General features: G+C 47.3%; 22 protein-coding genes and 1 pseudogene. 10 read left to right on the forward strand and 13 right to left on the reverse strand.

Annotated features, from left to right (window positions below):
* The first annotated feature begins 101 nt into the window (after positions 1-101).
* Entirely contained in the window at positions 102-920 is an 819-nt protein-coding gene (locus tag RS891_RS21325; protein WP_099858219.1) for an AraC family transcriptional regulator, read from the forward strand.
* Between the two features lie 41 nt (positions 921-961).
* Here RS891_RS21325 and RS891_RS21330 read toward each other — a convergent pair whose 3' ends face one another.
* Together RS891_RS21330 and RS891_RS21335 are read right to left on the reverse strand one after the other, a co-directional pair.
* The gene (locus tag RS891_RS21330) at positions 962-1,276 is read right to left on the reverse strand and encodes a hypothetical protein (RefSeq protein ID WP_113053978.1); all 315 of its coding nucleotides are present in this window, start codon (positions 1,274-1,276) and stop codon (positions 962-964) included.
* Positions 1,277-1,359: 83 nt separating this feature from the next.
* Complete coding sequence (locus RS891_RS21335) at positions 1,360-2,298, reverse strand: Gfo/Idh/MocA family protein (protein ID WP_315793107.1); 939 nt, start codon at positions 2,296-2,298, stop codon at positions 1,360-1,362.
* A 200-nt stretch (positions 2,299-2,498) separates the two neighbouring features.
* Here RS891_RS21335 and RS891_RS21340 point away from each other — a divergent pair, with 200 nt between their 5' ends.
* Entirely contained in the window at positions 2,499-3,110 is a 612-nt protein-coding gene (locus RS891_RS21340) for a TVP38/TMEM64 family protein (RefSeq protein WP_315793108.1), read from the forward strand.
* A 128-nt stretch (positions 3,111-3,238) separates the two neighbouring features.
* Positions 3,239-4,201: a peptide-methionine (S)-S-oxide reductase MsrA gene (gene msrA / locus RS891_RS21345; RefSeq protein ID WP_315793109.1), complete on the forward strand. Its 963-nt coding sequence runs from the start codon at positions 3,239-3,241 to the stop codon at positions 4,199-4,201.
* 189 nt (positions 4,202-4,390) lie between these two features.
* Here msrA and RS891_RS21350 read toward each other — a convergent pair whose 3' ends face one another.
* Entirely contained in the window at positions 4,391-5,191 is an 801-nt protein-coding gene (locus tag RS891_RS21350) for a lipid II flippase Amj family protein (protein WP_315793110.1), read from the reverse strand.
* A gap of 222 nt (positions 5,192-5,413) precedes the next feature.
* Here RS891_RS21350 and RS891_RS21355 point away from each other — a divergent pair, with 222 nt between their 5' ends.
* The gene (locus RS891_RS21355) at positions 5,414-5,887 is read left to right on the forward strand and encodes a DUF2188 domain-containing protein (protein ID WP_315793112.1); all 474 of its coding nucleotides are present in this window, start codon (positions 5,414-5,416) and stop codon (positions 5,885-5,887) included.
* A gap of 190 nt (positions 5,888-6,077) precedes the next feature.
* On the opposite strand, the gene RS891_RS21360 is transcribed toward RS891_RS21355, so the two are convergent.
* Positions 6,078-6,800: a YitT family protein gene (locus RS891_RS21360; protein ID WP_315793114.1), complete on the reverse strand. Its 723-nt coding sequence runs from the start codon at positions 6,798-6,800 to the stop codon at positions 6,078-6,080.
* A gap of 916 nt (positions 6,801-7,716) precedes the next feature.
* On the opposite strand from RS891_RS21360, the gene RS891_RS21365 reads away from it, so the two are divergent.
* The 4 genes from RS891_RS21365 to cysK all read left to right on the forward strand — a co-directional run bounded on the left by RS891_RS21365 (position 7,717) and on the right by cysK (position 11,052).
* Positions 7,717-8,754: a nucleotide-binding protein gene (locus tag RS891_RS21365; RefSeq protein ID WP_113053971.1), complete on the forward strand. Its 1,038-nt coding sequence runs from the start codon at positions 7,717-7,719 to the stop codon at positions 8,752-8,754.
* Positions 8,751-8,984 (forward strand): hypothetical protein, encoded by a 234-nt coding sequence (locus tag RS891_RS21370; RefSeq protein WP_064636670.1) that lies wholly within the window; start codon positions 8,751-8,753, stop codon positions 8,982-8,984. Before RS891_RS21365 ends, RS891_RS21370 begins: the two co-directional genes overlap by 4 nt.
* 394 nt (positions 8,985-9,378) lie before the next feature.
* Positions 9,379-9,762, forward strand: a complete 384-nt coding sequence (locus RS891_RS21375) for a YhjD family protein (protein WP_113053970.1) — start codon at positions 9,379-9,381, stop codon at positions 9,760-9,762.
* A 330-nt stretch (positions 9,763-10,092) separates the two neighbouring features.
* Positions 10,093-11,052: a cysteine synthase A gene (cysK, locus tag RS891_RS21380; protein ID WP_315793115.1), complete on the forward strand. Its 960-nt coding sequence runs from the start codon at positions 10,093-10,095 to the stop codon at positions 11,050-11,052.
* Positions 11,053-11,517: 465 nt separating this feature from the next.
* On the opposite strand, the gene RS891_RS21385 is transcribed toward cysK, so the two are convergent.
* On the reverse strand, positions 11,518-13,482 hold the full coding sequence (locus RS891_RS21385; protein ID WP_315793116.1) for an ATP-dependent DNA helicase: 1,965 nt from the start codon (positions 13,480-13,482) through the stop codon (positions 11,518-11,520).
* A 184-nt stretch (positions 13,483-13,666) separates the two neighbouring features.
* Here RS891_RS21385 and RS891_RS21390 point away from each other — a divergent pair, with 184 nt between their 5' ends.
* Together RS891_RS21390 and RS891_RS21395 are read left to right on the forward strand one after the other, a co-directional pair.
* Positions 13,667-15,259: a catalase gene (locus RS891_RS21390; RefSeq protein WP_315793117.1), complete on the forward strand. Its 1,593-nt coding sequence runs from the start codon at positions 13,667-13,669 to the stop codon at positions 15,257-15,259.
* 560 nt (positions 15,260-15,819) lie between these two features.
* The gene (locus RS891_RS21395) at positions 15,820-17,175 is read left to right on the forward strand and encodes a right-handed parallel beta-helix repeat-containing protein (protein WP_315793118.1); all 1,356 of its coding nucleotides are present in this window, start codon (positions 15,820-15,822) and stop codon (positions 17,173-17,175) included.
* 214 nt (positions 17,176-17,389) lie between these two features.
* Here RS891_RS21395 and RS891_RS31735 read toward each other — a convergent pair.
* From RS891_RS31735 to RS891_RS21430, 8 genes and pseudogenes are all read right to left on the reverse strand, one after another.
* Positions 17,390-17,515 (reverse strand): annotated as a pseudogene (locus RS891_RS31735) (DUF6809 family protein); the annotation flags it as partial.
* A 376-nt stretch (positions 17,516-17,891) separates the two neighbouring features.
* The gene (gene yaaA, locus RS891_RS21400; RefSeq protein ID WP_315793119.1) at positions 17,892-18,644 is read right to left on the reverse strand and encodes a peroxide stress protein YaaA; all 753 of its coding nucleotides are present in this window, start codon (positions 18,642-18,644) and stop codon (positions 17,892-17,894) included.
* Positions 18,645-18,858: 214 nt separating this feature from the next.
* A complete protein-coding gene (locus RS891_RS21405; RefSeq protein ID WP_315793120.1) occupies positions 18,859-19,737 on the reverse strand; it encodes a prohibitin family protein in 879 nt (292 codons plus the stop codon).
* 439 nt (positions 19,738-20,176) lie between these two features.
* Positions 20,177-20,764: a cell wall hydrolase gene (locus RS891_RS31740; protein WP_397386967.1), complete on the reverse strand. Its 588-nt coding sequence runs from the start codon at positions 20,762-20,764 to the stop codon at positions 20,177-20,179.
* Positions 20,765-21,552: 788 nt separating this feature from the next.
* A complete protein-coding gene (locus RS891_RS21415; RefSeq protein WP_076288250.1) occupies positions 21,553-22,770 on the reverse strand; it encodes an MFS transporter in 1,218 nt (405 codons plus the stop codon).
* Positions 22,771-22,884: 114 nt separating this feature from the next.
* Positions 22,885-23,700: a carbohydrate ABC transporter permease gene (locus RS891_RS21420; protein WP_315793122.1), complete on the reverse strand. Its 816-nt coding sequence runs from the start codon at positions 23,698-23,700 to the stop codon at positions 22,885-22,887.
* 153 nt (positions 23,701-23,853) lie between these two features.
* Positions 23,854-24,726 (reverse strand): carbohydrate ABC transporter permease, encoded by an 873-nt coding sequence (locus RS891_RS21425; protein WP_315793123.1) that lies wholly within the window; start codon positions 24,724-24,726, stop codon positions 23,854-23,856.
* 3 nt (positions 24,727-24,729) lie between these two features.
* Positions 24,730-26,004: an ABC transporter substrate-binding protein gene (locus tag RS891_RS21430; RefSeq protein WP_315793124.1), complete on the reverse strand. Its 1,275-nt coding sequence runs from the start codon at positions 26,002-26,004 to the stop codon at positions 24,730-24,732.
* Between the last annotated feature and the right edge of the window lie 116 nt (positions 26,005-26,120).

Genomic DNA, 26,120 nt, shown 5'->3' on the forward strand with positions numbered 1-26,120 from the left:
TTTAATACTATGGTATTCCGTTTCGGCTTCAATTAAAATGAATAATATGATCGAAACATGAACTATCTGGTCATAATTTTCAAATTGCAAGGAGTATGCCAATGCCGACTGATTATTCCTGCCAGGTTCTTACAGCAGGCTTCTCGTTTCATCGCAAACCTTATATAGGTTTGCATCCTGAGGGAGTAAAGAATTACTTGTTGAGGCTCCAGACGGACGGACGGTGCCGAGCCCGTGTAGACGGCGAGATGTCCCTTGTTGATGCGGGTGATCTGCTTCTGTTTAGTCCAGATGAGCCATATGAACTGAGAATAGACAAAGAGCAAAATCCGATGGGTGAACGACTTGTGGAGAGTGGTGATTACCATATTTTCTTCAATGGGGACTGGGTGGATGAGTGGTGGAAACATCACAAGAGACCTAACCGGATCAAGGTGCAGCTGACCGAAAGCCTGCTTACCCTGTTTCGACAGCTTGTACTCGAGCAGCGCCGTATTTCCAACCCTTACCCAGAAATTGCCAGTTATTATATGCGAATTCTTTGTCTTGAAGTGGATCGTATGCTCTCGGAACATCCGACGATTACCAATACCAACTACGTGGCATATGAGATTAAAAGTTACATCGAGGAGAACGCTTCTTCTCTATTCAAGCTTGAAGATATAGCTACCCATATTGGAATCAGTGTTTCCAGGGGAGTTCATCTCTTCAAAGAAGCGTTTGGTAAAAGTATTATGCAATATACACTTGATGTACGACTGAACATGGCCAGGGAACGGATCATTTTTAGTCCAATGACACTCGAACATGTAGCCGAATCTTCCGGCTTTAACAATTATACGTATTTCCACCGGGTATTCCGCTCCCGGTTCGGCATGTCGCCCAAAGAATTCCGCGTCATTCACCGGGAACAGATGTAATCGCTTCATTAATACGTATACGTATTATCCATAACCGAAACTTATTTGCGCGCGGCAATCGCCTCGGATACAACCATAGCCAGATCTTCATTGCCAAACATGGATAACACGCCCAATACAGTGTCGTCCGGAATGTCCCCGGCTTCCTCCTTGGATACAACTAGCTTCAGCACTTGCTGCAAACGCTCATTGCTCAGTTGTTCCGGGTAGGCTTGCCGGTACATCTCTTCCGGATCCAGTCCATGATTGACACACCACTGGGCAAATACCAGAATCATCATTTCCTCTTCCTGTTTATACGACTCAATTACAGCTTCCTCAATCTGTTTATTTCGTTCTTTTTCATATTCATCCATGGTATTATTCTTCCTCCAATATCGTTTAATGAATCATTGGTGCGGAAGACTTCATTCACACTCCCGCACGACCTTCTGCAAGATTAACCGCGAATAAGCTGTTCGGCCAGGTCATGACTGTCCATGACGTGACTTGCACTGATGGCACAGTCATCCGGGGTTTCAAGATTTGCCAAGAATTGATCAATCGCTCCTGTGAATCCTCTTCGGGTCAAAATACTTTCCCAACTGCCAAAGGTTTCCTTGCGTTCCTGTGCACTGCGTTCCTCATACTTCGCTATTTCCATGTTCAGCACTTCTACCGATCTTCCCCCACCATACAGCTCAAGCTTCTCCAAATCCGCTCCTGCTTGGCGTACCATATCGAATCTGCCAATTGCCGTTCTGCCCAGCTTGGCTGATCCAGCAGCATGCAACAGTCGGTCCAGATCATTTTTACGTATCCACTGATGGAGCAGCTGCACATCGTGATCCGAATACCATAACATCAGGTCAAGGATATGAATCAGATCATCATATATGGTTTCCGCAGCGGGACGATCCTGAATTCCTGTCCGATGTTTAGTAACTGTCAGCGATTCAAAACCCTGTCCAGCCTGCATCCATTCCTTCGCATTTTGATACAACGGTGCAAATCTCCGGTTAAAACCTACCGCCAAAAGAAGACCCTGTGCTTCCGCAAATGCGGTCATTTCTTCCGACTCCCGTAACGTATAGGACAGCGGTTTGTCCACATACACTGCCAGCCCACGTTCCAAACATTGCATAACGATGTCAAAATGAGCTTCTGTCGCTGTATGTACAAACACCGCATCCAGATCCCAGGACAACAATTCTTTTATATCCGTTGTTCCATTGTTCAATCTATAGGTATGCTGTATTTCCTTCACCGGCTCGGGAGAACGGTTCATAATCCCCGTAATTTCCACGTTAGCGTGGGCAGTCAACAGCGGCAAATATACTTTACGTGCAATATCCCCGAGTCCGATGATCGCAGCACGAGTTCGCTTGGTTGTTTCCATTATGATCATTCCACCTTCAGATGAGTTCTATATTTCTACGTCCTATAGTGTAACCCTTCAGACAGCAACATGCCAGTGATTGCCGCTAGAACCGGCATGAATTATCCATCCTTTGGTTGAACGTGGTAAACTTTAAAGAGATAGCAATACGGATTGGGATACAGGTAGACCTTCCTGGTCTGAAAGGAGCGTTTGGGATTTTGCGAAAATGGTTATGGCTCCTCTTATATGTTTTACTTGCCGGAGTCACGTTTATTTACAGATATAAACTGCTGGCCTGGACCGATCTGCATCAGTCCATACCACTTTTACTCGCCATGGCGACATTGTTTGCTCTTGTACCTGTAATTCCGTATAAAATTGTCATTATTGCCTTTGGCTACAGTTACGGTGCTGCAACAGCAGCCTGGATATGCTGGCTTGGAACCACAATTGCTGCACTGCTGGTATACACCGGAGCAAGAACGATATTCCGAAATCAGGCCAGATCCTATCTCGAACGCATTCGGGGTTTGAATCGATTTACAACATGGATGGAGGCTCATCCCTTCATGGGTATCATGACTATGCGGCTGCTGCCCATCGTGCCCCAAATGGCGGTTAATATCTATGCGGGCATTACCTACACCCCATTCTGGGTGTTCATGGTCGCGACCGCGATTGGCAAATTGCCTGCGATTTTTGTTTTTGCCTATGCGGGTGCACAAGCAGAATCATCAATCTGGGTGAGCCTGTTAATCCTTGCCGGTTATCTCGTGTTCATGACGATAATATTGCTCTTGTTTCGCTTACGTTCTCGTAAAAAGGTCTAAGTCGGAACAGTCAGAAACATTTCAGACTCATCCTCTTTCCGATCCTGCTTGGTTGGCTTGCCAATTCGGGATATAATAGAAGAGTAAGCCAAAATATCATTCTTCATCAGAAATGGAGTGACTATAGCATGGAACAACATACAAGTGAAAAAGCAACTTTTGCAGGCGGGTGCTTCTGGTGTATGGTATCCCCCTTCGAGGAACTACCCGGCATTCATAAGATTGTATCGGGTTATACAGGAGGACATACGGAGAACCCCACATATGAAGAGGTCTGCTCGGAAACGACAGGTCACGTAGAGGCTGTTCAAATTACGTTCGACCCGGCCATCTTCCCATATGAGAAACTCGTTGAATTGTTCTGGCAACAGATCGACCCAACAGATACGGGTGGACAATTCCACGACCGTGGATCATCTTATCAGACGGCCATCTTCTATCACAGTGAAGAACAACGTCAGATCGCAGAAGCTTCCAAAGCAGCTTTGGCACAAAGCGGACGATTTGACAAACCGATCTTTACTCCCATCCTGCCAGCGAAACCGTTCTATGAAGCAGAGGAGCATCACCAAGGTTACCATCACAAAAACCCTGCGCACTACAAACGGTATCGTAAAGGTTCTGGACGCGAAGACTTTATCGAACGGAACTGGTCCGGCAAAGTGGATAAAGACGGCCTGAAAGAGCGTCTGACGCCGCTGCAATATGAAGTTACCCAGAACAACGCAACCGAGCCAGCGTTCCATAACGAGTTCTGGGACCACCATGGTGACGGAATTTACGTGGACATCGTATCCGGTGAGCCACTGTTCAGTTCCACCGACAAATACGATTCCGGCTGCGGCTGGCCAAGCTTCACCCGTCCACTGCGGGACTACAATGTGAAGGAAAAAACGGATCTCAGCCACTTCATGATTCGTACCGAAGTGAGAAGTCGTGAAGGGGATTCCCATCTGGGTCACCTGTTCAACGACGGCCCTGCCGAAGCTGGTGGAATGCGTTATTGCATCAATTCCGCAGCCCTTCGTTTTGTACCCAAAGAAGCCCTTGAAAAAGAAGGATATGCCGAATACGCCGTACTTTTTAATTAAGTAATGGCTCATTGAAGGTACTGAATTTAATCAAGCGCTAGCGAATCGACCGCTGAGCAATACACCAAAAAGGGGATTCCCGTCATGTTTATGACATATGGGAAATCCCCTTCTTAGTGTGCCTTTTTGGTATATAGATCGGAATCAGAGCTACACCCTACCTTCTTACCTACCTCTTCACATCGGATCTCACATCATACTCACAATCCAGCCGATCCAGTAGGCAAATGGAATCAATAACAACTGGGCCAACAATGTGCCAAATAAACGGGATACAAGCATACAGCCATAGATCTGATTCATTCGATCCAGCCGGATTTCACCGCGCAGAGATTTGTCGCTGAGCAACGAAATACGAGGATCAATCAGGATGGTTAACAAAATGGTTGCTACTCCATTAATGAGTCCAGTAGATTGCGAGGCAGCTACAGCCTGCCCCGGATAAAGATACGCAGCGTACAGACTGGACAGAACTCCCGTCGTATAGATTGCCGTCACCGCTATGTTCAACGTCATTAGACGTCTGGGCATTCCGTTGTGTACCAACAGCTTTACCATTTTCCATGAAGGTGGGGTAATATAATACATCGCATTTTTGATCTTGCTGCGTTTCAACAAGCCTCGAACCATGGAAGGAATTGATCCTGCCGCCTCAAAATGAACGACCATTCGGGAAGCGAGCTTGACCATCGTTGGAAAACTTAGAATAGCCAAGGCTGTTCCTGCCGTAGCCGCACCCATTAGCCAGTGCAGTTGTGCTGCAAAGTGTGGGTTCCCTCCATTCGTCGCAGTGTCCACGAGATTACCTACCATCGGCCCTTGGGCCATATTGGAGGTACGCGACACCAGCAGCAAAATTCCGGACAGGGACAAGGCCAGCGCTATTCTGCGAGTACGTAATCCTCCAAGGCGCAGCGCATAGGACAGACTGTCAGCTGCATGAATAAGCATCGTAAACAACATAGGAATGGCTAGGCTCAAACTAAACATATGTAAATCTCCTTATCTTTTTCCTAAAGTACTTCTATTGAATTTTTAAGTATGGAAGCATTATACTCCTCATCCACATAAAAGTATAGAAAAGCACTATGAAGTTGAACGTATAATGCACAAGAATACAGTACACGCTTCAATACCCAACACAATAATCGTTTATCCATCCCCGTACAGGGTAATATACAAATAACTTACAATGTACAGGAGGGAATCAATATGCCGTGGAACAAACAGGACTATCCCGTTTCCATGAAAAATCTGGAGCCTCGTGTCAGACATAAGGCCATTGAGATTGCCAATGCATTGTTGGATGACGGTTATGAGGAAGGACGCTCCATTGCAATCGCTACTGCCAAAGCGGAAGAATGGGATGAGAATCATCCCACATCGAAGAATTCGAAGCAGGATACCAAACATTCTTCATCAGACAGCAAATCAGAGCATGGAAAATCTTCATCTCCACGCCGTCATTCCGAGCCCGTCTCTTCTTCCAAAAGCCATGATAACATTCATGTCGTTCCTACCGACTCCGGTTGGGCCATTAAGGAAGAAGGTCAGTCCAAATCTCTGGCTACGTTCCAAACCAAAGCCGAAGCTGTGGATGCTGCCAAAGAAAAGAGTGAAAAACAGAACATTCGGGCTATTATCCATAATGAAGATGGGCAAATTGCCTCTTCTATTAAGCCTTAAGTGAATCTGTTCTAAAATAGGATATATCGTGGATGTATTACGTTAATTTTTTTACTGAAGGTAAGCAAAAAAGCCCTTTCGCCGCTAATGGAATAATTCCCATCAAGCATGCAAAAGGGCTTTGTGTTTGGTATGAGGCAAGCCCACCATACTCGAACAACATTTATTTCGAATAAGGTGGTCGTTACGTTCAATGGGAAACCCCTCTAGCCACCGGAACTCGTTGTGAAGCACCGCTGACTACTTTGGCTGCAGTCGACACGGGCAGTTTCACAGCTGAAGTGGTAACCGACCGGCGAGCAGGGAAACTGACCATGTACGTAATCACTTTACTGGCAATCCATACGGCCAGAATGGTATATAAAGTTTCTTTTACCGGTAGAAAGAAAAGCGACAATCCGAGTACAAACGCATCACTGACAAAGAAAACCGTTCCCAGCTTCCAGCCCTTCCAACGGCTAATGAGCACCGCCAGAATGTCATCTCCACCTGTCGCTCCTCCAAATCGAAGCACCATACCAGCTCCCACGCCCGTGATAACACCGGACAGGACTGCCGGAATCCACAGATTACCGTGAAACGAAATGACCAGGGTAGAGTACCGCTCAAACCCGTCATAGAACAATGAGAATGCGGCCACACCCAGCAGCGCCTGAATCATGAACTTCCAGCCCTTGAGGAACCAGGCCAGAATCATGACTGGAATATCCAGCAGCAGCATGCCGATTGCAGGTGATAAGCCTGTCGCGTACTTTCCAAGCAGGGCCAGACCGACAAATCCGCCCTCCGATAAATGATTCTGAAAATTAATGTGATAGTAGGCAAATGCCAAGATAAATGTTCCGAGCAGCATAATGGCGAACTTTCCCGCCTCTGTCTTAACTTGTTGTAAGGTTAACGATGTTCTCTTCATTCAGGTTCCCTCGCAGTTTGTAAAGGTTGGTTTGCACCGACCGTACCCTGCAAAAGGCAAGCCTGGAAGAAATCATCGTATTTGTCCTTCGAATATTATTCATTCCAATCCCCTCTTTCGCAGAGTCAGCCGTTTTTTTCTTTACGGTGGTGTACTCTACAAGGGGCGCTAAGTGTAAGAGAGATCGTAACGTTTCCAGATCGTCCTTGGGGAGATTATCCTTCGGGAACTCATGGTATCCTGATCCTTTCTGTCTGTTGGTGGTTAGCTATGCTTGGTTAAACTGATGAATATTACACCTTGCATAAGACCATATAAACTTTACACTAAACCACTTCGATTGCAGTACCCTCTTTCGATCGCTGTTATCCACGAATTTTTCTGATCCCATATTTCAAATGGGAAAATTCGTTGATAAAGGCGAGCGCTTCGCTTCTACAGACGGGTTCTGCACTCTTCGTTCCTGTGTGAATGTAAGTTCAACATGATTCAAAGCGTGTAATCGTTCATTCTGCTTAAACATCAAAAGCTAACTTGCTTGTTCTTCTATTATATAACACCGATGTGATTGGGTCGAAACAGCAGACCCTTCAAATATGCGCAAAAAGCATACTCTGGCCTGCTTGAGTCGCCAAACAGCCACACCAGGACAAGCTTCTCTAACTAATGGTGCTACCTGCTCCTTCATTCTATGACTGAAGCTTCCAAATATAACTGTCCAGTCACCCAACTGTGACAATTTGGGTCCATTTTTTATTTTTCCGCGGATTTTAAAGGAATCATCTCCCTCTTACACATACACTATAGCAAATGTGATCGGCTTATCTTGGTCCAGCAAACGTTTCCAGACTTACTCTGCTGTTTATGGTATAATATAACAATTGATTCCCACTACCCGTTTAAGCGAGGCGGATTGATGAAAACGTTAAAGCCAAGAGTCTTTATTGGCTGCTCGCTGGAAGCGAAGCCGATTGCAGCCGCAGTACACGAAAACTTGCGTTTCTCGGCCGAAGTTACCCCTTGGTACTCCGGAGTTTTTAATCCAAGCAGTTATACCATGGACGATTTGGAAACAGAAGTGCGCACGACTGACTTTGCCATTTTTATTTTTCATCCGGATGATATATCGAAAATTCGCGGGAAGTACTATGCCTCTGTCCGTGATAATACAATGCTTGAAATGGGTTTGTTTATGGGGCGGCTAGGACGAAAGCGTATTTTTTTCATTCTTCCTGAAGATATTACGGACATCAAAGACGCTTCCAAGATTGAAGGTTTACGCATGCCTACAGACCTGCTGGGATTAAATCCACTGGTTTATGAAATTCGTTCAGATGGGAAATGGGCGCCAGCTGTCTCGGTGGCCTGTTCCAAAATCGCCGACAGCATCGAAGAACAGGGACGATGGAGCGATCCCGAAGTGGAAAAAATCATCGAGAAGCACAAAAGGTCTGAGGGCGAAGCCCGGTTACAGTTGCTCAAGCTGCTGCGATTCTTCAGGGAGTTACTACGTACCCGCAAAGCAGATGCAGTTATGCTGGAGCGAATGAGCGATGCACTTCGAAGTGCATTTGTATCCCTTCCTCCATTTGCCGTGCGTGGGACTGCCATATACCGTACAGATGACAGTGGTCATATTGAACAATTATGTGGTAATGTTGGGGAACCGGGGAGAAAATATAACTTGTCCGCCAATGACGACAAACAACCTGATGATCCGAAGCGGATTCTGGTTATTGATTCTTATCGGGAGAACAAAATCAAGATCAATCTCTACGACGACTACCTTGAGAAAGAGTATCTGCTATGCTATCCTGTAGCCAAGAGGTATGTAATCACGGTCCATATTATTGGACATATTGAAGCGGATGAGGCGATATTTCAGCAGATGGATTTGGAGAACCGTCATCTGTTCAACGCCATCAACGATTTGTTAGGAGGCGAACCGGAATGAAACCGGAAACGAAAAAAATAAGCAAGCGCTGGGGCAGCGAGAAAAAGGTACGCCTCAGTTCTGCGCCCGAATCATCACGACCGGTTCCGGAACCCAAGGAAGAAGATCGTTTCCACAAACCGGCCGTACCGCTGACTACCATTGGCCCTTCGCTGAAGGGTAAAGAAAGACCTTACAAAGTGATTCTGGAAAAAGAGGCTCTTTATGAGAAACCTCAGTATCTGGCTTAACCGCTTTATGCTCATATACAACTCTGCCGTCTGGTTCGGCAGATCATCTGGCCCCGCCGCCCAAGGCAGGGGCTTTTTTGTTGCAATCACTTTGGCAATTCTTCATAACCTTTGCTAATCAACGAACCGAAAAGCTTTTCATCTCTTCCTCTGATGCATTAAGTCTTTTTCTTTATGCCCTTAGGTTTCCTGCAAAACCCAAATATTATACCTTATTTTGGAGAAGGCCTGTCCCTATTTCACCGCCTACAACCTCAACATCAATCGCATACGGACTACTTCCAATATTTCTCGGTTGTATTGTGTATCATCATTGCATATATTGATTATAATATAAGAACATACGTTCTGTAAATAAGAACATGTCCGAATTCAAGGTTAAGGAAGTGAAAGTATGTCATCATCCTCTTCCGCCCCATCCCCTGCGGATGAAGACCACCGATTGATTAAAAGCATGGTTGTACGCACCCTGCTGCTGGATGTGCTTGAACGGGACATTCGCACACTGGATACGTTGCAGCTCAAAATGCCAGAGGTCTACATTCTGTCTCTAACCCGTATTCAGAATGAGGTACTTAAGGAAATGCTCACGCTTCGCAAACAGATGAGAACTCGTGGCGTCAAGGTTCTGGAGGAGAAACGGCAAGTTGATGGAATCGAAACCGAGTATCTATGCAGAGGATATTTGCAGCGGTTCTATATGCTATGGACGTTCGCACGGAATGAAGTCAAAAAAGAGCTAAGTCGGCATCTGGATATGGACCTGGCGCAAAATTGACGGCTTTGACAACATTGCACTCAGGTACACGCCATATTGTTATTTCAGGAGATAGACCTGACCCCCTTATCCGTCATTACGTTCGATTCTGACTTATACTCGCTTTCTCCAATATCTTGGCTCCTCTGGTTCGAACCTCCCTGATTATCAAAACAGGTTGACCCCGTGAGGCTGCGTTCATTAAGATGGAATAGACATGTCTGTACATTCCGTTCAGACTTGTAATGAAAATGGATTCCTATAAGCAACAAGCCTGCCTGCCATTTACGGCGGAGAGACTTGTTCATTGGAATTGCTTTCAACGTCTTATCAATCAAGGAGTTGTACTTCATGGACTTGAATTCGCATTTCATTCAAAATCAAAAAAACGCACATACAGGCATTGCCGCAGATGTTACGGAACTGATCGGCCAGACACCTGCCGTTAAACTGAACCGACTCACAGGCAGCGACTCCGCTGACGTATACGTCAAGCTGGAATATTTCAATCCGAGCGGCAGCGTAAAAGACCGTGCCGCCTATAACCTGATCGTTCAGGCTGAACGGGCAGGACTGCTGCTTCCCGGCGCAACCATCATCGAGCCGACCAGCGGCAATACCGGCATCGGTCTGGCAATGAATGCTGCCGCCAAAGGATATAAGGCCATCCTGATCATGCCTGACAACATGTCCAAGGAACGCATCAACATTCTGAAAGCCTATGGCGCAGATGTCGTACTTACCCCTGCTGCCGAACGGATGCCTGGTGCGATTCGCAAGGCCAAAGAGCTTCAGGCCGACACTCCGGGAAGTTTCATTCCCCAGCAATTTGAGAACCAAGCGAACCCGGATATCCACCGGATCACCACGGCTCCCGAAATTATGCAGCAGATGGAGGGCAAGCTGGACGCCTTCATTGCTACAGCAGGAACTGGCGGTACGATCACCGGAACGGGAGAAGAACTGCGCAAGCAGTTGCCGGACATTCGTATCTATGCGGTAGAGCCGAAAGGTTCACCTGTGCTGTCCGGCGGCGAGCCCGGACCCCACAAGCTCGTCGGTACAAGTCCGGGATTCATTCCGGACATCCTGAATACCGACGTGTGGGATGCCATCATCCAGGTGTCCGATGAGGACGCACTGGATACGATGCGGCAGCTTGCTGCCCGGGAAGGGCTGCTGCTCGGCCCTTCCTCTGGCGCTTCGGTGTGGGCCTCCCTGCGCATCGCGCGGGAACTGGGGCCGGGTCACCGGGTGCTCTGCATTGCGCCTGATACCGGGGAACGGTATTTGAGCATGGGTATTTTTTAACACAATTAAAATCTGTACACATCAAAAAGGCCGCTCCATAAGTCATCATAAAAATGACAGGAGACAGCCGTTCTTCGCATTTATTGCGTCTAATGAACCTGACACACGCTATTCGCTTCTATCTGCGCAGGTTTGACGTGTAAAGAATCACAGCGACGTTATCCCTCCAAATTCGGTCGATTTCTAGGTTGATACGCCAATTTCGGACGGGATAATGTTACTGAGATTCGTTAGAATTTACATCTCTTAATGATCACGCTAATAAGATGCGGTAGCTTCGTTAGAATGTTGGAGCGATTGGAAGCGAGGGAAAATTCCTCGAAAAAAGGGAAGAGAAGAACATCAGAGGAACCATCAAAATAAGCTCTTGCTCACTTACGGATGATGAATCCACAGAGAACAAGAACTTATTTTGGTAAGAAGCCTTATCATCAAAAACAAAGCAGAACATTTAACGTAAGCTGGTTAATGAGTCAGGGTTGTCCATTCTACACCTTCGGGGAGCAGAGCCGCAATGCGGTCTTTGGCTTCCTTTTTGCTGTACAACGATTCATCCAGAATGGCGGCGGTACCCGAATCACTGCTTGTCCGAATCAGACGTCCCAGACCTTGCTTCACACGCAGCAGCATATATGGAAGATCTATCTCTTCATAAGGCGCCGCTGACGCTGTACGTTTTGCATTAAATACAGGGTCTTGTGGTGGATACGGGAGCGACCAGATCATAACATTGGATAATGACGGCCCTGGAACGTCCAGACCTTCCCACAGATTGACGGAGCATAGCACACTCTCCTCATCCTCCTGAAAAGCGGCAATCAGGTCACTAATCTCCCGATCTCCCTCATACATAAAGCGTAACCCTTGAGCCTCAGGGACATGAACGATGTCCTGCTTGAATGCACGCAACTCTTCCATCGTACGGAACAGAATCAGGGCACGCCCCCCACTCTCCTGAAGCAGCGTCACGGCGTCACGCAACCGATTTTCGTTTTCCGGGTGACCAGGTACAGTTTCATCGGTAATCTTCATCTGCATTTTGTCCGCGTAGTCATATGGAGAAGCCACGGAGAACGATACAAAATCATCAATCCCCAGACTGTCTGCCACATAACGGAATGAACTGTCCACAGATAACGTTGCGGATGAGAAGACAATCGGAATGCCTGTATTGAACACACGCTCGTTCAGAATTTCCTTCACGGTACGCGGCATGATCGATAAGGTTGTTTCGTCTTCGCTCTCTTCAGCCCAGCAGATGTATCCATCTTCCTTACGGAACAACGCAAGTGCAGACTGAATCATGTCCAGATGTTCTTCCACGACGCGCATCTGATAGCCATCCAGTGAGAACAATCCGCTCTCAAATACCAATTCTTCGCCGATCGCATCCAGTACGTTGGTTAGTCGTTCAATCTCACGCAGCAGCGGCGGCTCTACCCGCACTTCTTTCCGTTCCGAGCCGGGAATGGCTACCGTATACGTATCCAGCAGTCTGAACAGTCGTTCACTGCTCTCAATCGCTTCATCCACACGCTCCGCGAGAGATTCACGAATCTCACCTTCAAGCAGACGGGTAACCAGTTCCTCGAAGATGCGGTGTTTCAATTTGTAGCTCAGTGCGTTCAGGGCCGCTTCTTCCAGCAAATGTCCTTCATCAAATACAACCGAGCTGTGATCTGGCAGCAGTGGCAATTGTCCCTCGCGTTTGCGCGCTTCATAGGTCCACACATGCTCCATGTAGTAATCATGGGAACAGATAATGATGTCCTTGGAACGACGATAGTGGTCACGCGACAGCGTCAAGCCACAGCGTTGACGTTTGGGACAAACGAAGCAATCCTGGAACGGGTCCCAGTTAATTTTGTTCCACTGGCGATCATTCAGATGTGGATACTGTTTGCGGTCACCATACGGATGGAAAGCCTGAAGCGTACCCGGCGTATTCACAAAATCCGGAAGGCTTTCATGCACTTCTTCAATGACAGGCGCATCCTCATCCGCAAATCTCATCGCACTTAATTTGTTCAAACAGACGTATTGGTCAGGTGACTTGCCCAGACGTGCGTCCACTTCCAAATCCAGATGTGCAGCCAGCTTCGCAATATCTCCGCCGGGCTTCACGAGCTGTTCAATCAATGACTCATCCGCACAGGCGATTACTGCCGGTTTACCCGTATAACGTGCATAACAGACCGCGTAGAGCAGATAGACTAATGTCTTGCCTGTTCCCACACCGGCCTCAGCCATAATGGTCTTTTTTTCTCCATAGGCCCGTTCGAGCTGGTACGCCATAAAAATCTGTTCATCCCGTACCTCGAAGCCGGACTCAGGCAAAATATCATAGAAAACATCGGCAACCCATTCCCCTAAACGGGATACAAAAGGTTCAGCCGGATCATATGCGAAAGGATAACGTTGTGTTGACAATCCTGGGTCAGCCTCCATTCTTCTATAAGTGGTGCATTTTTATCTAAAAACCGTCCATAGGGCAAAAGTTAATTATCCCACGCCATGAGGTGGGTGACAAGCTTTTTTTGCGAAATTTTATGTATAGAACCGGACCACAGGGAAAATATATACAGAAATCCAACCTAAGGAAAGGTGGTACTCCATGGATAACCATTCTTCACAACCTGAGCATTCCTCAGACAAGGGACCCGAGACATTAACGGATCGGCAAGGCCATCCCATCACGGATAATCAAAATGTTCGAACCGTCGGCAGCCGGGGACCGACCACGCTGGAGAATTATCATTTTCTTGAAAAGATCACCCATTTTGACCGCGAACGTATTCCAGAACGGGTTGTCCATGCCCGCGGCGCTGGCGCCCATGGCGTATTTCAGGCTTATGGAACGGCCGGGGATAAACCGGTATCAAAGTATACTCGCGCACGTCTGTTTCAGGAAAAAGGTAAAGAAACGCCCGTATTCGTTCGCTTCTCTACAGTTATTCATGGTGGGCATTCACCGGAGACGCTTCGGGACCCGCGCGGATTTGCTGTGAAATTCTATACCGAGGACGGCAACTGGGATCTGGTGGGCAACAATCTGAAAATCTTTTTCATTCGTGACCCGCTCAAGTTCCCGGATATGGTACATGCCTTCAAGCCAGACCCGTTGACCAATGCACAGGATATGGAACGGTTTTTCGATTTCGTTTCGCTCAGTCCCGAAGCCACCCATATGATTACGTTTCTCTTCTCCCCTTGGGGAATTCCGGCCAACTATCGACAAATGCAGGGGTCGGGCGTCAATACATACAAATGGGTGAATCAGGAAGGCACTGGCGTGCTCATTAAATATCACTGGGAACCGCTCAATCAAGGCATACGCAACCTGCTCCAGAAGGACGCCAGTGATATTCAGGGGCAGAACTTTAACCACGCCACACTCGACCTGTATCACGCCATCGAACAAGGAGACTACCCGGAATGGGAGCTGTGCGTTCAGGTTATGGAGGACGGCGAGCATCCCGAACTGAATTTTGATCCGCTGGACCCGACCAAGCTGTGGCCGCCAGAGCAGTTTCCATTTTTGCCGGTTGGGAAAATGACGCTAAACCGCAATCCAGAGGACTACTTCAATGAAGTGGAACAAGCAGCGTTTGGCACAGGAGTGCTGGTAGATGGACTGGATTTCTCGGATGACAAACTGCTGCAAGGCCGCACCTTCTCCTACTCGGATACCCAGCGTCACCGGGTGGGTGCCAACTACCTGCAACTGCCAGTTAATGCACCCAAAAATCGGGTTGCCACCAATCAGAGCGGTGGACAGATGCAATATCAGGTCGATCGTGCACCAGGTCAGAATCCACACGTCAACTATGAACCTTCGTCACTCGGTGGACTAAAGGAAGCAGCGCCACGTGGCAAGGAGCATGAACCATTGGTGGAAGGTAGGCTAGTGCGTGAGAAGATCGAACGTACGAATGATTTTGGTCAAGCCGGTGACACGTACCGGGCGTTCGAGGATTGGGAGCGAGATGAACTGATCAGCAATCTGGTAGATGCTTTAGCCACATGCAAACCGGATATCCGCGAGCGCATGATCTCCCATTTCACACAAGCGGATGCTGATTATGGACGCCGGGTAGCGGAAGGATTATCCTCCGTCTCAACAGATGACAGTCCCACGGTTCAGCCCAAGCATGAGCCCACAGTGGAACAGGCTGCCAAAGACAGTCATGAAGCAGATCCATATTAAAGATTGCTGATGTAGCTGATGCATGCATGTTTAAAGGCAACGGATATGTTTTAAGGCAACGCACATGTTTTATAGCAACGTATAGGTTCATTTCATAACCCCTGGTAGCAAAGACTGCTTGAAGTGGCCTGCTATCGGGGGTATTTGACGTTTCAACCTGAGCAGACTGTGAGCTGTCCACGTGAGGCTCTTCTATTCTAAATATTGTTAAGTTGATTTCAGCAGATTGGAGGTATGGATCATGCCGTTTGCTGGGAAAAGGGTCTCTTTCAACGTTCATTTCAGATGATCCCCTGTTAAATGAGGGACATGAACTGAGCGCAGGATTATGCGTTACTTATATAAACTTCCATTTTCAACCAGCTATACGAGGCTTGTCAGCAGGTTGAGCCCATCTGATCAAATGATTATTGATGATAACGTTTACAACATTTACCATGAACCTGTGTCCTAGAGATTGCATCCAGCCAACCGCGGTGACTTATCTCATTGATAACGGTCTGGTACACAACTGCCACGCTTCTTCATTCTACTCCCAATTAACCAAGGAGGTTTGCTTAATGAAATTATTCCCTATTACTTCTGCTCATGCCTCATCTCAACGTTCGCTGAAATCGAAAATGACTCACATCTGCCTAAGTGCCGCGTTCCCTCTATTATTGCTCGGCGGTGGATCCGCTGGTGCGGCGGAATTGATCGATAACGGACTGCAAAATCCCTCTGATTCTGTGGCTGCCTCCAGTATCGCACTCGCTGCAGGTGATCTATATGTCGCTCCTGGCGGCTCGGCTAGCAATCCCGGAACCCTCGCGAGTCCTACGTCACTGGCTAACGCGTTGACCCAGATTGCACCGGGTAAAACAATATATCTGCGCGGTGGCACCTACAGCTTCTCGGAAACGGTTACGATTGAGCGAGGCAACAGTGGTACATCAGGACAACGCAAAAATCTGGTGGCGTACGGATCGGAAAAGCCTGTCTTTGATTTCTCGGCACAAGCCTTCGCCTCCACCAATCGTGGGCTGCAAATGTTCGGAGACTACTGGCTCGTCAAAGGGCTTGAAGTGAAGGGTGCGGGCGACAACGGTATCTTTATCGGGGGCAGTTACAACCGTTTGGAGCAGATCGAAGCCCATCACAACCGGGATACCGGCATTCAACTCGGACGCTATGCCTCTACTGCCGCCAAGAATGATTGGCCTGCTTATAACGAAATTATCCGCTCCTATTCCCATGATAACTATGATCCGGATGACGGAGAAGATGCAGACGGCTTTGCTGCCAAATTGACGGTAGGCCCAGGCAACCTGTTCGATGGTTGTATCGCCGCCTATAATGTGGACGATGGTTGGGATCTGTATAGCAAAACAGACACAGGTGCCATTGGCGTCGTGACGATCCGCAACAGCATCTCCCATCACAACGGGCAGACTTCGGATGGTACATCCACCACCAATAGTGACGGTAACGGCTTCAAACTGGGCGGCGAGAAAATCGCAGTGAATCACATCGTTGAGAACAGTATTGCGTTTAATAACAAAAAGCACGGCTTCACCTATAACAGCAATCCCGGTTCCATTCAGATGAAAAACAATACGTCCTGGCAAAATGGTCAAAGCAACTTCGCCTTTGATGTAGGCACACATATCTTCACCAACAACCTGTCCTTCGAAGGCGGCGCCAGCGACAAAACCAGTGGAACCGACGTTAGCAGCACCAACGTCTGGTGGAAGAACAAGAAAAGCGTCAACGACAAAGGCCTACTCGCCAGCGCAGCCGACTTTGTCTCGCTTGTGCCATCGGTGACACGTAGCGCGGACGGAACGCCTGTCTTGGGAAATTTCCTGAAGCTTGCCACAGGCAGTGATCTGATCGGCTCGGGTACTCCATCGGGTACGAATATTGGGGCGCGGTAGGTTAGTTAGACAGCTGTAGTTGAAAAGTTCAGGATTAAACACAAAATCCCCTTTCCATTCCAGTCTGATTGCTGGTGATGGATTAGGGGATTTGTGGTTTTAAAATGATCGGGCAGTCACAGTGCTAGTTGCTTATGTTTTTGGCTTTTGTGGGCCTGGTTTTAAAAAGTGAAATCTGCCCTGCTCGCTTCTAGGTAAGGCTAATCATTTGCGCTCATGTTCTGCACAAAACCTCGATCATCAACCTACCGCCTGTACGGAAACCTTGCTCAAACGCTGCTTCCACGTACATGGACGTCGATTGCCCAATTAAGTCTACCAATTCTTCCAATGCATCATATTCATTCTCGCTATGCTATATCTTATAGTTCTGCATAAGATCCGAGATCCGACGATTGATCTTCTGATACTAGGCATGCTCAGGATGAATCGACTCGTCCAACCGCAGATTCCCGTGAAACAAATCTTCGATCAGGTTTGGCATGTTATCCTTCATAGTAAGGTCACCTCAGGAAAATTGTACATGAAGGAAATTAGCAAGGTGAGCTTTTAGCGGGAAATCCGCTAGTATTGTTTTATCGTTTATAAATAGGTTGAGTCGAAGTATAAATTGATCATTTTTCTGTATTCTAAACAACTCCTAGATAAGGTGTTACGAAGAATTAGAATATTGAAAGGCAATAATTTAAAAATCTAAGCCTCGTTGTAAGACCTGGCTATTTCTCCTCTGAATATATAAATACATAATTACCTTCATCCGACTTCTCTTCTGAAAAAACAAAGTCTAACCGATCAAAGTTTCTAATATCCTTCACATCTGTAATCTTACGCTCTGCCATATACCGTACCATCTCACCTCTAGCCATTTTGGCCCGCGTTGCCTTTTCAACAAGCTTCCCATCGACCATTTGTCCAAATACACAAGTAATCAACCGGGTTTCCTCCTTCAGAAAAGGAGTGATGTTTTTGCTATACTCTTTGGAAGCCAGATTCAGAATACAGTCGCTTTCCGATTGAAGCTGATCCGCCAATTTGCTACCCCAGAACTGATAAAGGGATTTGAAGCCCGGACCTTGCAGCTTGCCCTGCATCTCCAACCGATAAGGGGTAACTCCATCCAAAGGCCGTAACATGCCATAAAAACCGGATAATATGCGTAAATGCTGCTGAAGATACGCCAGTTCTTCATTTTGAAAAACACCCAGAGCCATATATTGATACTGAATGCCCTCATAGGCATAGATGGCTGGCGTAAGATTTGCTTTTATATCCATATTCCGAATCCGCTCCACGTTCTGTTCGGCGATTGCATCGTTACACTTCCACATCGCTTTAAGTTCGTCATAGGATAACTTTTGAAGCAGACTCAACAGCTGTTCTGACTCGTTTATAAACTGCGGCATCTGCGCAATAGCCATAAGATCGGTATCAATCTTCATCTTTTTAGCTGGTGATATGATAATTCTCATCGTGCTGATCCATCCTTAATCTACCGTTGTTTTTGTCGTTATTCATTGTACAGGATCGGCTAGGTAAATCCAATGTCAGGGCTTAACTAAATCCCTCATGGTACCTTGTAAAGACTCAAAAATGAACAAGTCAGCCCACCATTGGACCGGCTTGTTCATTGGAATTCAACACATTAAATTGTTGAGAAAGCAAGGCTCGCATTTCAGACCGCAATTAGGGAGATACGCTTCCCGCCCCGCTGTTTTGCTCTACTTTAGTACCCGGCAATTGAATCATTGGCGTATTGGACCCACTTACATATGGAAGGGCTCCATCCCATTTCTTAATGGTTTCATATTCAACGAGTTGACTCGATAGAGATTGTTGAAGCTCTTTATTCGCTTTAGCCTGACCTTCTGCTTCAATTAATAGTTTGTCTGCATTACCTTGTGCTTCCACACGCTTGCGTTCTGCTTCTTTCTTGGCGATCTCAAGTTCAGTCGTTTTACGTTCCAGTTCTTGAGAAGCTTCGACACGCTTATCGATGGCTTCCTGAGTCTTAGCATCTGGTTGAGGAACACCTACAGTAACGTTCGATACAATAAAGCCTAACTCTTTAACGTCATCAGAAAAACGTTGCTGGACGTCCACTCCTGCATCGGATGACTTTTCACCATACACATCAATGACTGTAAACTTGGAGATACCTTTACGAGCTGCGTCACGGAAACGTGTTTTGAGATATGTATCCTCAATTTCTTGAATGCTAATTGGCCCAAATGTATTAAAGATAGAAGATACTTTACTTGGTTCGACTTGGTAGTTGTAAGCAAAATCGATTGTGATGTTTTTCCCGTCAGAAGTAGCAATCTGAATATCTTTGTATTCAACCGTTTGAATTCGGATCGGATATTTCGTCACTTTATCAAACGCTCCAACGAGTTTCCATCCTTGACTCAGTGTACTATCTTTTACGCCTCCATTGGGTGAATATACGACCCCAACATATCCGTTAGGAATTCGTGTGACAAAGAAGGTCACCAGTAACACTCCCACGATAATAACCAATGCAACCGTGATCGCCCCTACCCTATACGTCTTTGAATTTTTCATCTGCATTCTCCTCTTGTTTGAATTTATCGTACTTTTTCAGAATTCTACTACCTATTTTATTGAATAGCGGGATCATTAATGCCCATAGAATAAATGCTAGGATCAATATTAAAATGATTCCCCCAATAAATGGCATATTCGTCCTCCCCTCTATGGATGTAACCAAGCACAAATTTATAAATTGCAACTAATTATATCCTTCTTTATATATACTTTGTAAAATCGTATTCGGTTTCAATGGTATTCAGACACCATTCTAATATTCTTCTATCGCTGTAGATTGAAAAGAGGGACATACAAAGGCGGAAGATTTCCCCACTTTCCTCGTCTGCACAACCAAAATATAAAAGAAACCCCGGTAGCACGTCTGCATTCAGCAGCGTTCAGCCGAGGTTCATCATTATATTTCAATTATTAAAAAATATATTTCTACTTAAACTCATCTCGTAAAATCATGCTGCCCAATCGTCAGCAGCGTTGGTCTGCTCTTACTCCACAAGGACGTCGCAATCTTCGGATTGTAGTAATACAGCGCTCCATTCGTGGGATCAGTACCATTCAAGGCTTTTCGAGCTGCCTTATAAGAGGTCGCCGTCGGCTTGGTATTAAACTGCCCATCGTCTATGGCCGTGAACTGCCCTTTTTGGAAAATCACTTTCGGGATTGATGACGGGAATGCATTTGAATGCACTCGGTTTAAGACGACCGCACCTACGGCAACCTGTCCTTCAAAGGATTCTCCGCGTGCTTCCCCATGAATCAGCTTCGCGAGCTGGCGCAGTGTATTACCTTGGGCTGCAGCCTTCTTGTTCAGTCTATTTAATGTTGCCGGGCCTGCAATCCCATCCGCACTCAGCCCCTGAGCCTGCTGGAACTTACGGACAGCGCCTTTGGTAATAGAACCGTAATATCCGGTTAATCCAGCCTTAAAATACCCCAGTTCGTTTAATTGCTCCTGCAATTGCAGCACATGTTCACCGCGAACGCCCTGCTCCAGTTTCTGTGCTCCAGCTGACGGAGCTGCCATTGTCAGTCCCAGAGCCATTGCAAAAGCACCGAGAAACACACTGACTCGTCCTGCTCTTTTGCCAGCCTTTTCCCCCCTGCGATGGGTGACTTTCCGACTGACGGTAATAGGCTCCATGTGGTCAGTGCTTGTGTGCATATCTTGCAGATCAAGCTTCTCATCCCCGCGATCTAATCTAAATTCTTCATCAAGGCTGTACATATAGCTCGTCATCTTCATCTGTTTCATTTCTCTCATCTCTTTAACAGGAGTAAGATCAATCACATCGTATCTCCCGCTTATCTCACTTATCCTATCATTGCCATTATAACTGTACATCACATTCATCCCCACATTATCAGTCACACGTATTACTTCACACACGCCATTCTGTCCACTCATCATATACTTTTCATTCATTCTATTCTTGTCACTTATTCTATTCTGCTCATTCATCATATTCTCTGCATTCGCTTCGCTCAATTCATTCATTTCACGGGTCTGATGCATTTTAATATTGTTCTTCATCATTCCATTAACCTCCACTTTTCTGAATCCAGATCCCACTTCTTCCCCCTGAATCCTCACGGCCCTACATCCCGAGTGTCATTATAGGATATCAAAAAAGTGACGTCTATCGGACCGATGGCGCAGGCGAAAATCCACTCCAGACACAGCAAAAAGAGGCATGAGCCCATGGTCACGCCATAGTCATGCCTCTTCTTGTATCAACCATCTGCCGCTCGTCTAGCCCATCATTTCCGTAGGCAGGTTGACCCGTACAAAAGTTGCGTTGTATTTATTGACATTTATTCAGCCAATTCCAGACCCTTGGTTTCCCGGCCCAGGAACAGCACAGCCGCTGCCCCAATAAGAATGGTCACGAAGAAAATCGTGAAAATCAGGCTGATTGCAACCTCACGCTGAACCAACATACCCACCATTAATGGAGCAAGCACGCCCCCAATTCGGCCTACCGATGTGGCAAGACCCACACCTGTTGAACGAACAGAAGTGGGGTATAATTCCGGACTATATGCGTACAGACCGCCCCAAGCTCCCAGATTGAAGAAGGAAAGACAGATCCCTGCGGTCAGAATCGTCGCTTCCGTTGTTGCCAGTCCAAAAGCAATCGCACTTACTGCTGTCAATGTAAGATAAACGACAAGTACAAATTTGCGGCCAAACCGCTCAATGAAGTACGCCGCCGTGAAGTAACCTGGCAGCTGTGCGATCGTCATAATCAGCACGTACTGAAAGCTTTTGACCAGTGTAAAGCCTTTTGCCATAACAACCGAAGGTAGCCACAAGAACATGCCATAATAAGAGAAAATGACGGTAAACCACAAGATCCAGAGCATCAACGTTGTACGGCGATGAGGTGCTGACCATACCGTCGCAACCTTTTCTCGGAACGTGATTTTCTTAATCTTGGTATTGTTCTTGTAACGAGGTGGGTCCTGAATGGCACGGCGCAGATACAGCGCATAGAACGCCGGAACGGCACCAATGGCAAAAGCAATTCTCCAGCCATATTCCGGGATAACAAAGTTGGCAATGAGTGCTGATACAATCCAGCCACCTGCCCAGAAGCTCTCCAGCAGTACAACTGCACGTCCACGTTCTGCCGTAGGCATCGACTCCGATACCAACGTAGATGCAACGGGCAGCTCCCCGCCGAGGCCAATACCTGCAATCAGACGCAGTACACACAACACGGCGAATCCGGTCGCCAATGCTGACAGGCCACTAGCAATCGTAAATACCAGCAGAGTCCACATCAAAATGGCCTTTCGGCCGAAACGGTCCGCAAGTGCCCCCGCAAGCAATGCACCTAGCGCCATACCGATGGAGTTGATACTCGTAAGCACCCCAACTTGTCCCGGACTGAGACTCCATTCCTTGGCGAGTGCAGCCACGATGAAGGAAATCATGCCGACTTCCATGGCATCAAACAGCCAGCTCATGCCAGCACTGAACAGCAGCTTGCGCTGCTTGGGATTCCGCAATACTTCCAGTTTGCTCATGTCTTATAGCTCCCTTGATCTCTATGTAGTCATTCTGACACTAAACCATTATTATGCAGAATGATCCAGAAATCAATGTAAAATACGCATATCCGTTGATCTTCTTCACATACCTTACCCCTTGAGTGAACCCGCTGTCAGACCTGCAACAAAATAACGCTGAAGCAGAATGAACAGCACGATCATCGGAATAGCCGTTACCAGCACACCGGTGAGCATCATCGGATAGTTTGTCACGTATTCTCCGCGGAACTGCATGAGTGCGAGTGGTAACGTCAGCTTGGACTTACTGCTGAGCATTAGCATCGGAATGAGCAAATCATTCCACACCATCACGAGCAGGAACGTCGCTGTAGCTGCCAAAGAAGGTGCGGCGAGTGGCAAAGCAATCCGCGTGTAGAGTCTCCACTCATTCGCGCCATCCATACTGCCCGCTTCCAGAATTTCCGCATTGAGCATACGCATGAAGCCTGTCAGCATAAATACGGAGACCGGCATCAACATGGCGGCTGATACTACAATGAGTCCTGTCAGACTGTCCGACCACCCGAGCGTACGCGTGAGGGAATAGATCGGCAGCATGCTTACTTGGGAAGGAACGATCAGACCTGCCACAAACAAGGCAAACACGATTTTGCCCACACTGCCGCCCCAGCGAACAATGGCATAAGCAATCATGCTGCTAAGCAGCAGCTCAATCGCAACCGTGCCCAGCGTGACGACCAGACTGTTCCCGAAATACTGCCACATCGGCTGGTTGCGGAACATGCCCGTGAGATTATCCCACGTAAACGGGTCCGGCCAGCTAAATGGACTGATGAAGAAGTTGCTGCTTGTTTTGAACGAAGATACAAATACAAAGTACAGCGGCACGATAATCAATAGGGCGTACACCAATAGGATCAGTCGATTGAACCATTTTAAAACCATATGAACCCCCTCCCTTCTTGTATAAGTCTTTTAGGTCTGTTCAGGCATCGTTCTCATTCAAGTTTTCTGCCCTCGTTTAATCATTCGTTGAACAACTAACATACTCACGATTCACGACTCACCTATCCAAGCACATCTCCATCTGTCTACCCCTTAATAGCTTACCCGGTCGGCACGCAGCGCCTTGAACTGCAATAACGTCAGCAAAGCGAGCAGAACCAGGAAGATCATCGAACCCGCAGAAGCGAGGCCAAATGAGTAGCTGCCAAAGGCGGTATGATAGATATATGTGGTCAAAATTTCAGTAGCATAGTTCGGGCCTCCGTCCGTCATCGTGAAAATGAGATCAAAAGCTTTGAACGATTGAATCGTGGTATAGGCCACGACAATCGTTGCCGAAGGTGCAAGCAGCGGCCAGGTCACGGTACGGAATACCTGCCATTTGCTGCCGCCATCCATACGTGCTGCTTCATACAGCTCCGCCGGAATGCCTTGCAGACCTGCGATAAACACGATCATCATCTGTCCGGCATGTGCCCAGACCTGTACCGCGGCAATGGAGTAGATGGCGATCTTCGGATCACCAATCCAGTTGTGGGCCATGCTCCCCATACCTGCCTCTTTCAATCCATAGTTAATCAGTCCGATCGAAGGATCGTACATAAAAGCCCAGATCAAACCCACCGATACGGAGGACAGAATCGCAGGCAGAAAATAGAGCGCCCGGAGCGCGATGCGTGTCTTTGTGTTACGTACCAGAAGCAGCGCCAGAACAAGTGAAATAAAGGTTTGCGCAATGACAACCGTTAACATGAACTCCACGTTGTTGCCAAAAGCTTTGCGAAACACGATGCTGCTGAGACTGTCCTTGTAATTATCCAGCCCTACAAATGCATACGACGGGGATACCCCGTCCCAATCCGTAAAGGAGTAGAACAGCCCCGTCAATGTAGGAAATACGAACAGTGCAACGTACAGCAGCAACCCGGGTAACAAAAACAGGGATAGCTGAATACGGTTCTTCATCGTTTATTTCCCGATATGCTGATCAATGATCGCCTGTGCCTGCTGCGCTGCCTCTTCAGGAGAAGTGCCGCTCAGTACAGCCTGAATGGAGTTCGTCACTGCTTTCTGGTTATCTCCGTTCAGGATAGTGAACCGTGGCTGGAACACGGTTTTTTTGCTTGCCCAATCTCCGGCAACCTGAAGCTCAGGTGAATCGTACTTCACATCATTCACCGTTACATTCTGTCCCGTCTGGTTGGCATATTCGCCAGCCACTTCCGGACTGCTCAGGAATTCGATGAACTTCTTTGCTTCTTCCGGGTGTTTGGACTTGCTGTTCACCGCGAGCATGAATGTCGTGGTATGAACACCTTCATACTTCGCTTGATCTGCACTTACGGTAATCGGTGCAAGCAGCTTCTGCTCCAGATTCGGATTTTGCAGTTTGTTCTGTGCCAACTGATACGATCCGCTCGCCAGCATGGCTGCTTTCTCCTGGATAAAGAGTGCACCCGCTGCCGGGTCTTTCGTTCCCAGTGCATCCTGTTGGAAGTATCCTTTGTCGTTCAGTTCCTTGATCTGAGTCAATGTTTTCACCCAAAACTCATCCGTCAGTTTGGCCTCTCCGGCTTCCACTTTGGTAAAAATGTCGTCACTCGGTGCATTGTTCATCACCATCGTATTCATGAATTGGCCCGGACCAATATCCGCTCCGGCAAATGCAATCGGAATGATGCCGTTGTCTTTCAGCGTCTGGCAAAGTGCCAGAAAGCCTTCCCAATCTGTCGGAGGAGTCAGTCCGTATTTTTCAAACAGCTTCACATTATAGATTGGATCGTTATATACGAGTTGATAGGGAATTGCATATTGCTTGCCATCGTGCTGGCCTGCTTCAATCAGCTTAGTATTGTAGGCCGAGAGAAACGACGATCCGGTCAGATCGGTGAACAATCCGGCTTTGGTGAAGGCTTCGAACTGTGCACCAGGGAAGGAAGCAAATACATCCCCGACCGAACCGTCACTGATTTTGGATTGTACAGTGGATTGATATTGGTCCGAAGGAAGCGTCTGCATTTCCACATGGATGTTCGGATTTTCCTTTTCAAACGCATCAATGGTCTTGTTCAGTGCTTCCACATCCTCTCCACGCCAGTGCATGAAGCTGATTGTTACTTTGCCCGAACCGGAGGAGTCGTTCCCTCCTGATGCCGCGTTATCCCCGCCGCCGCAGGCAGACAGCAGGATGGACAACACCAGCATGCTGACAAGGGGCAGGATATATTTTTGTTTTTTTCTCATGAAAGAAGACCTCCTGAAGGATGATTAATGTAAGTTGCACGAATGTTTTTTACACTGGATACTCCGAGTGCAGTACCATCTTCCGATCGCTGTTATCCCCGAATTTCTTTGAATCA

The sequence above is a fragment of the Paenibacillus sp. BIC5C1 genome, assembly GCF_032399705.1.
Taxonomy (GTDB): domain Bacteria; phylum Bacillota; class Bacilli; order Paenibacillales; family Paenibacillaceae; genus Paenibacillus; species Paenibacillus taichungensis_A.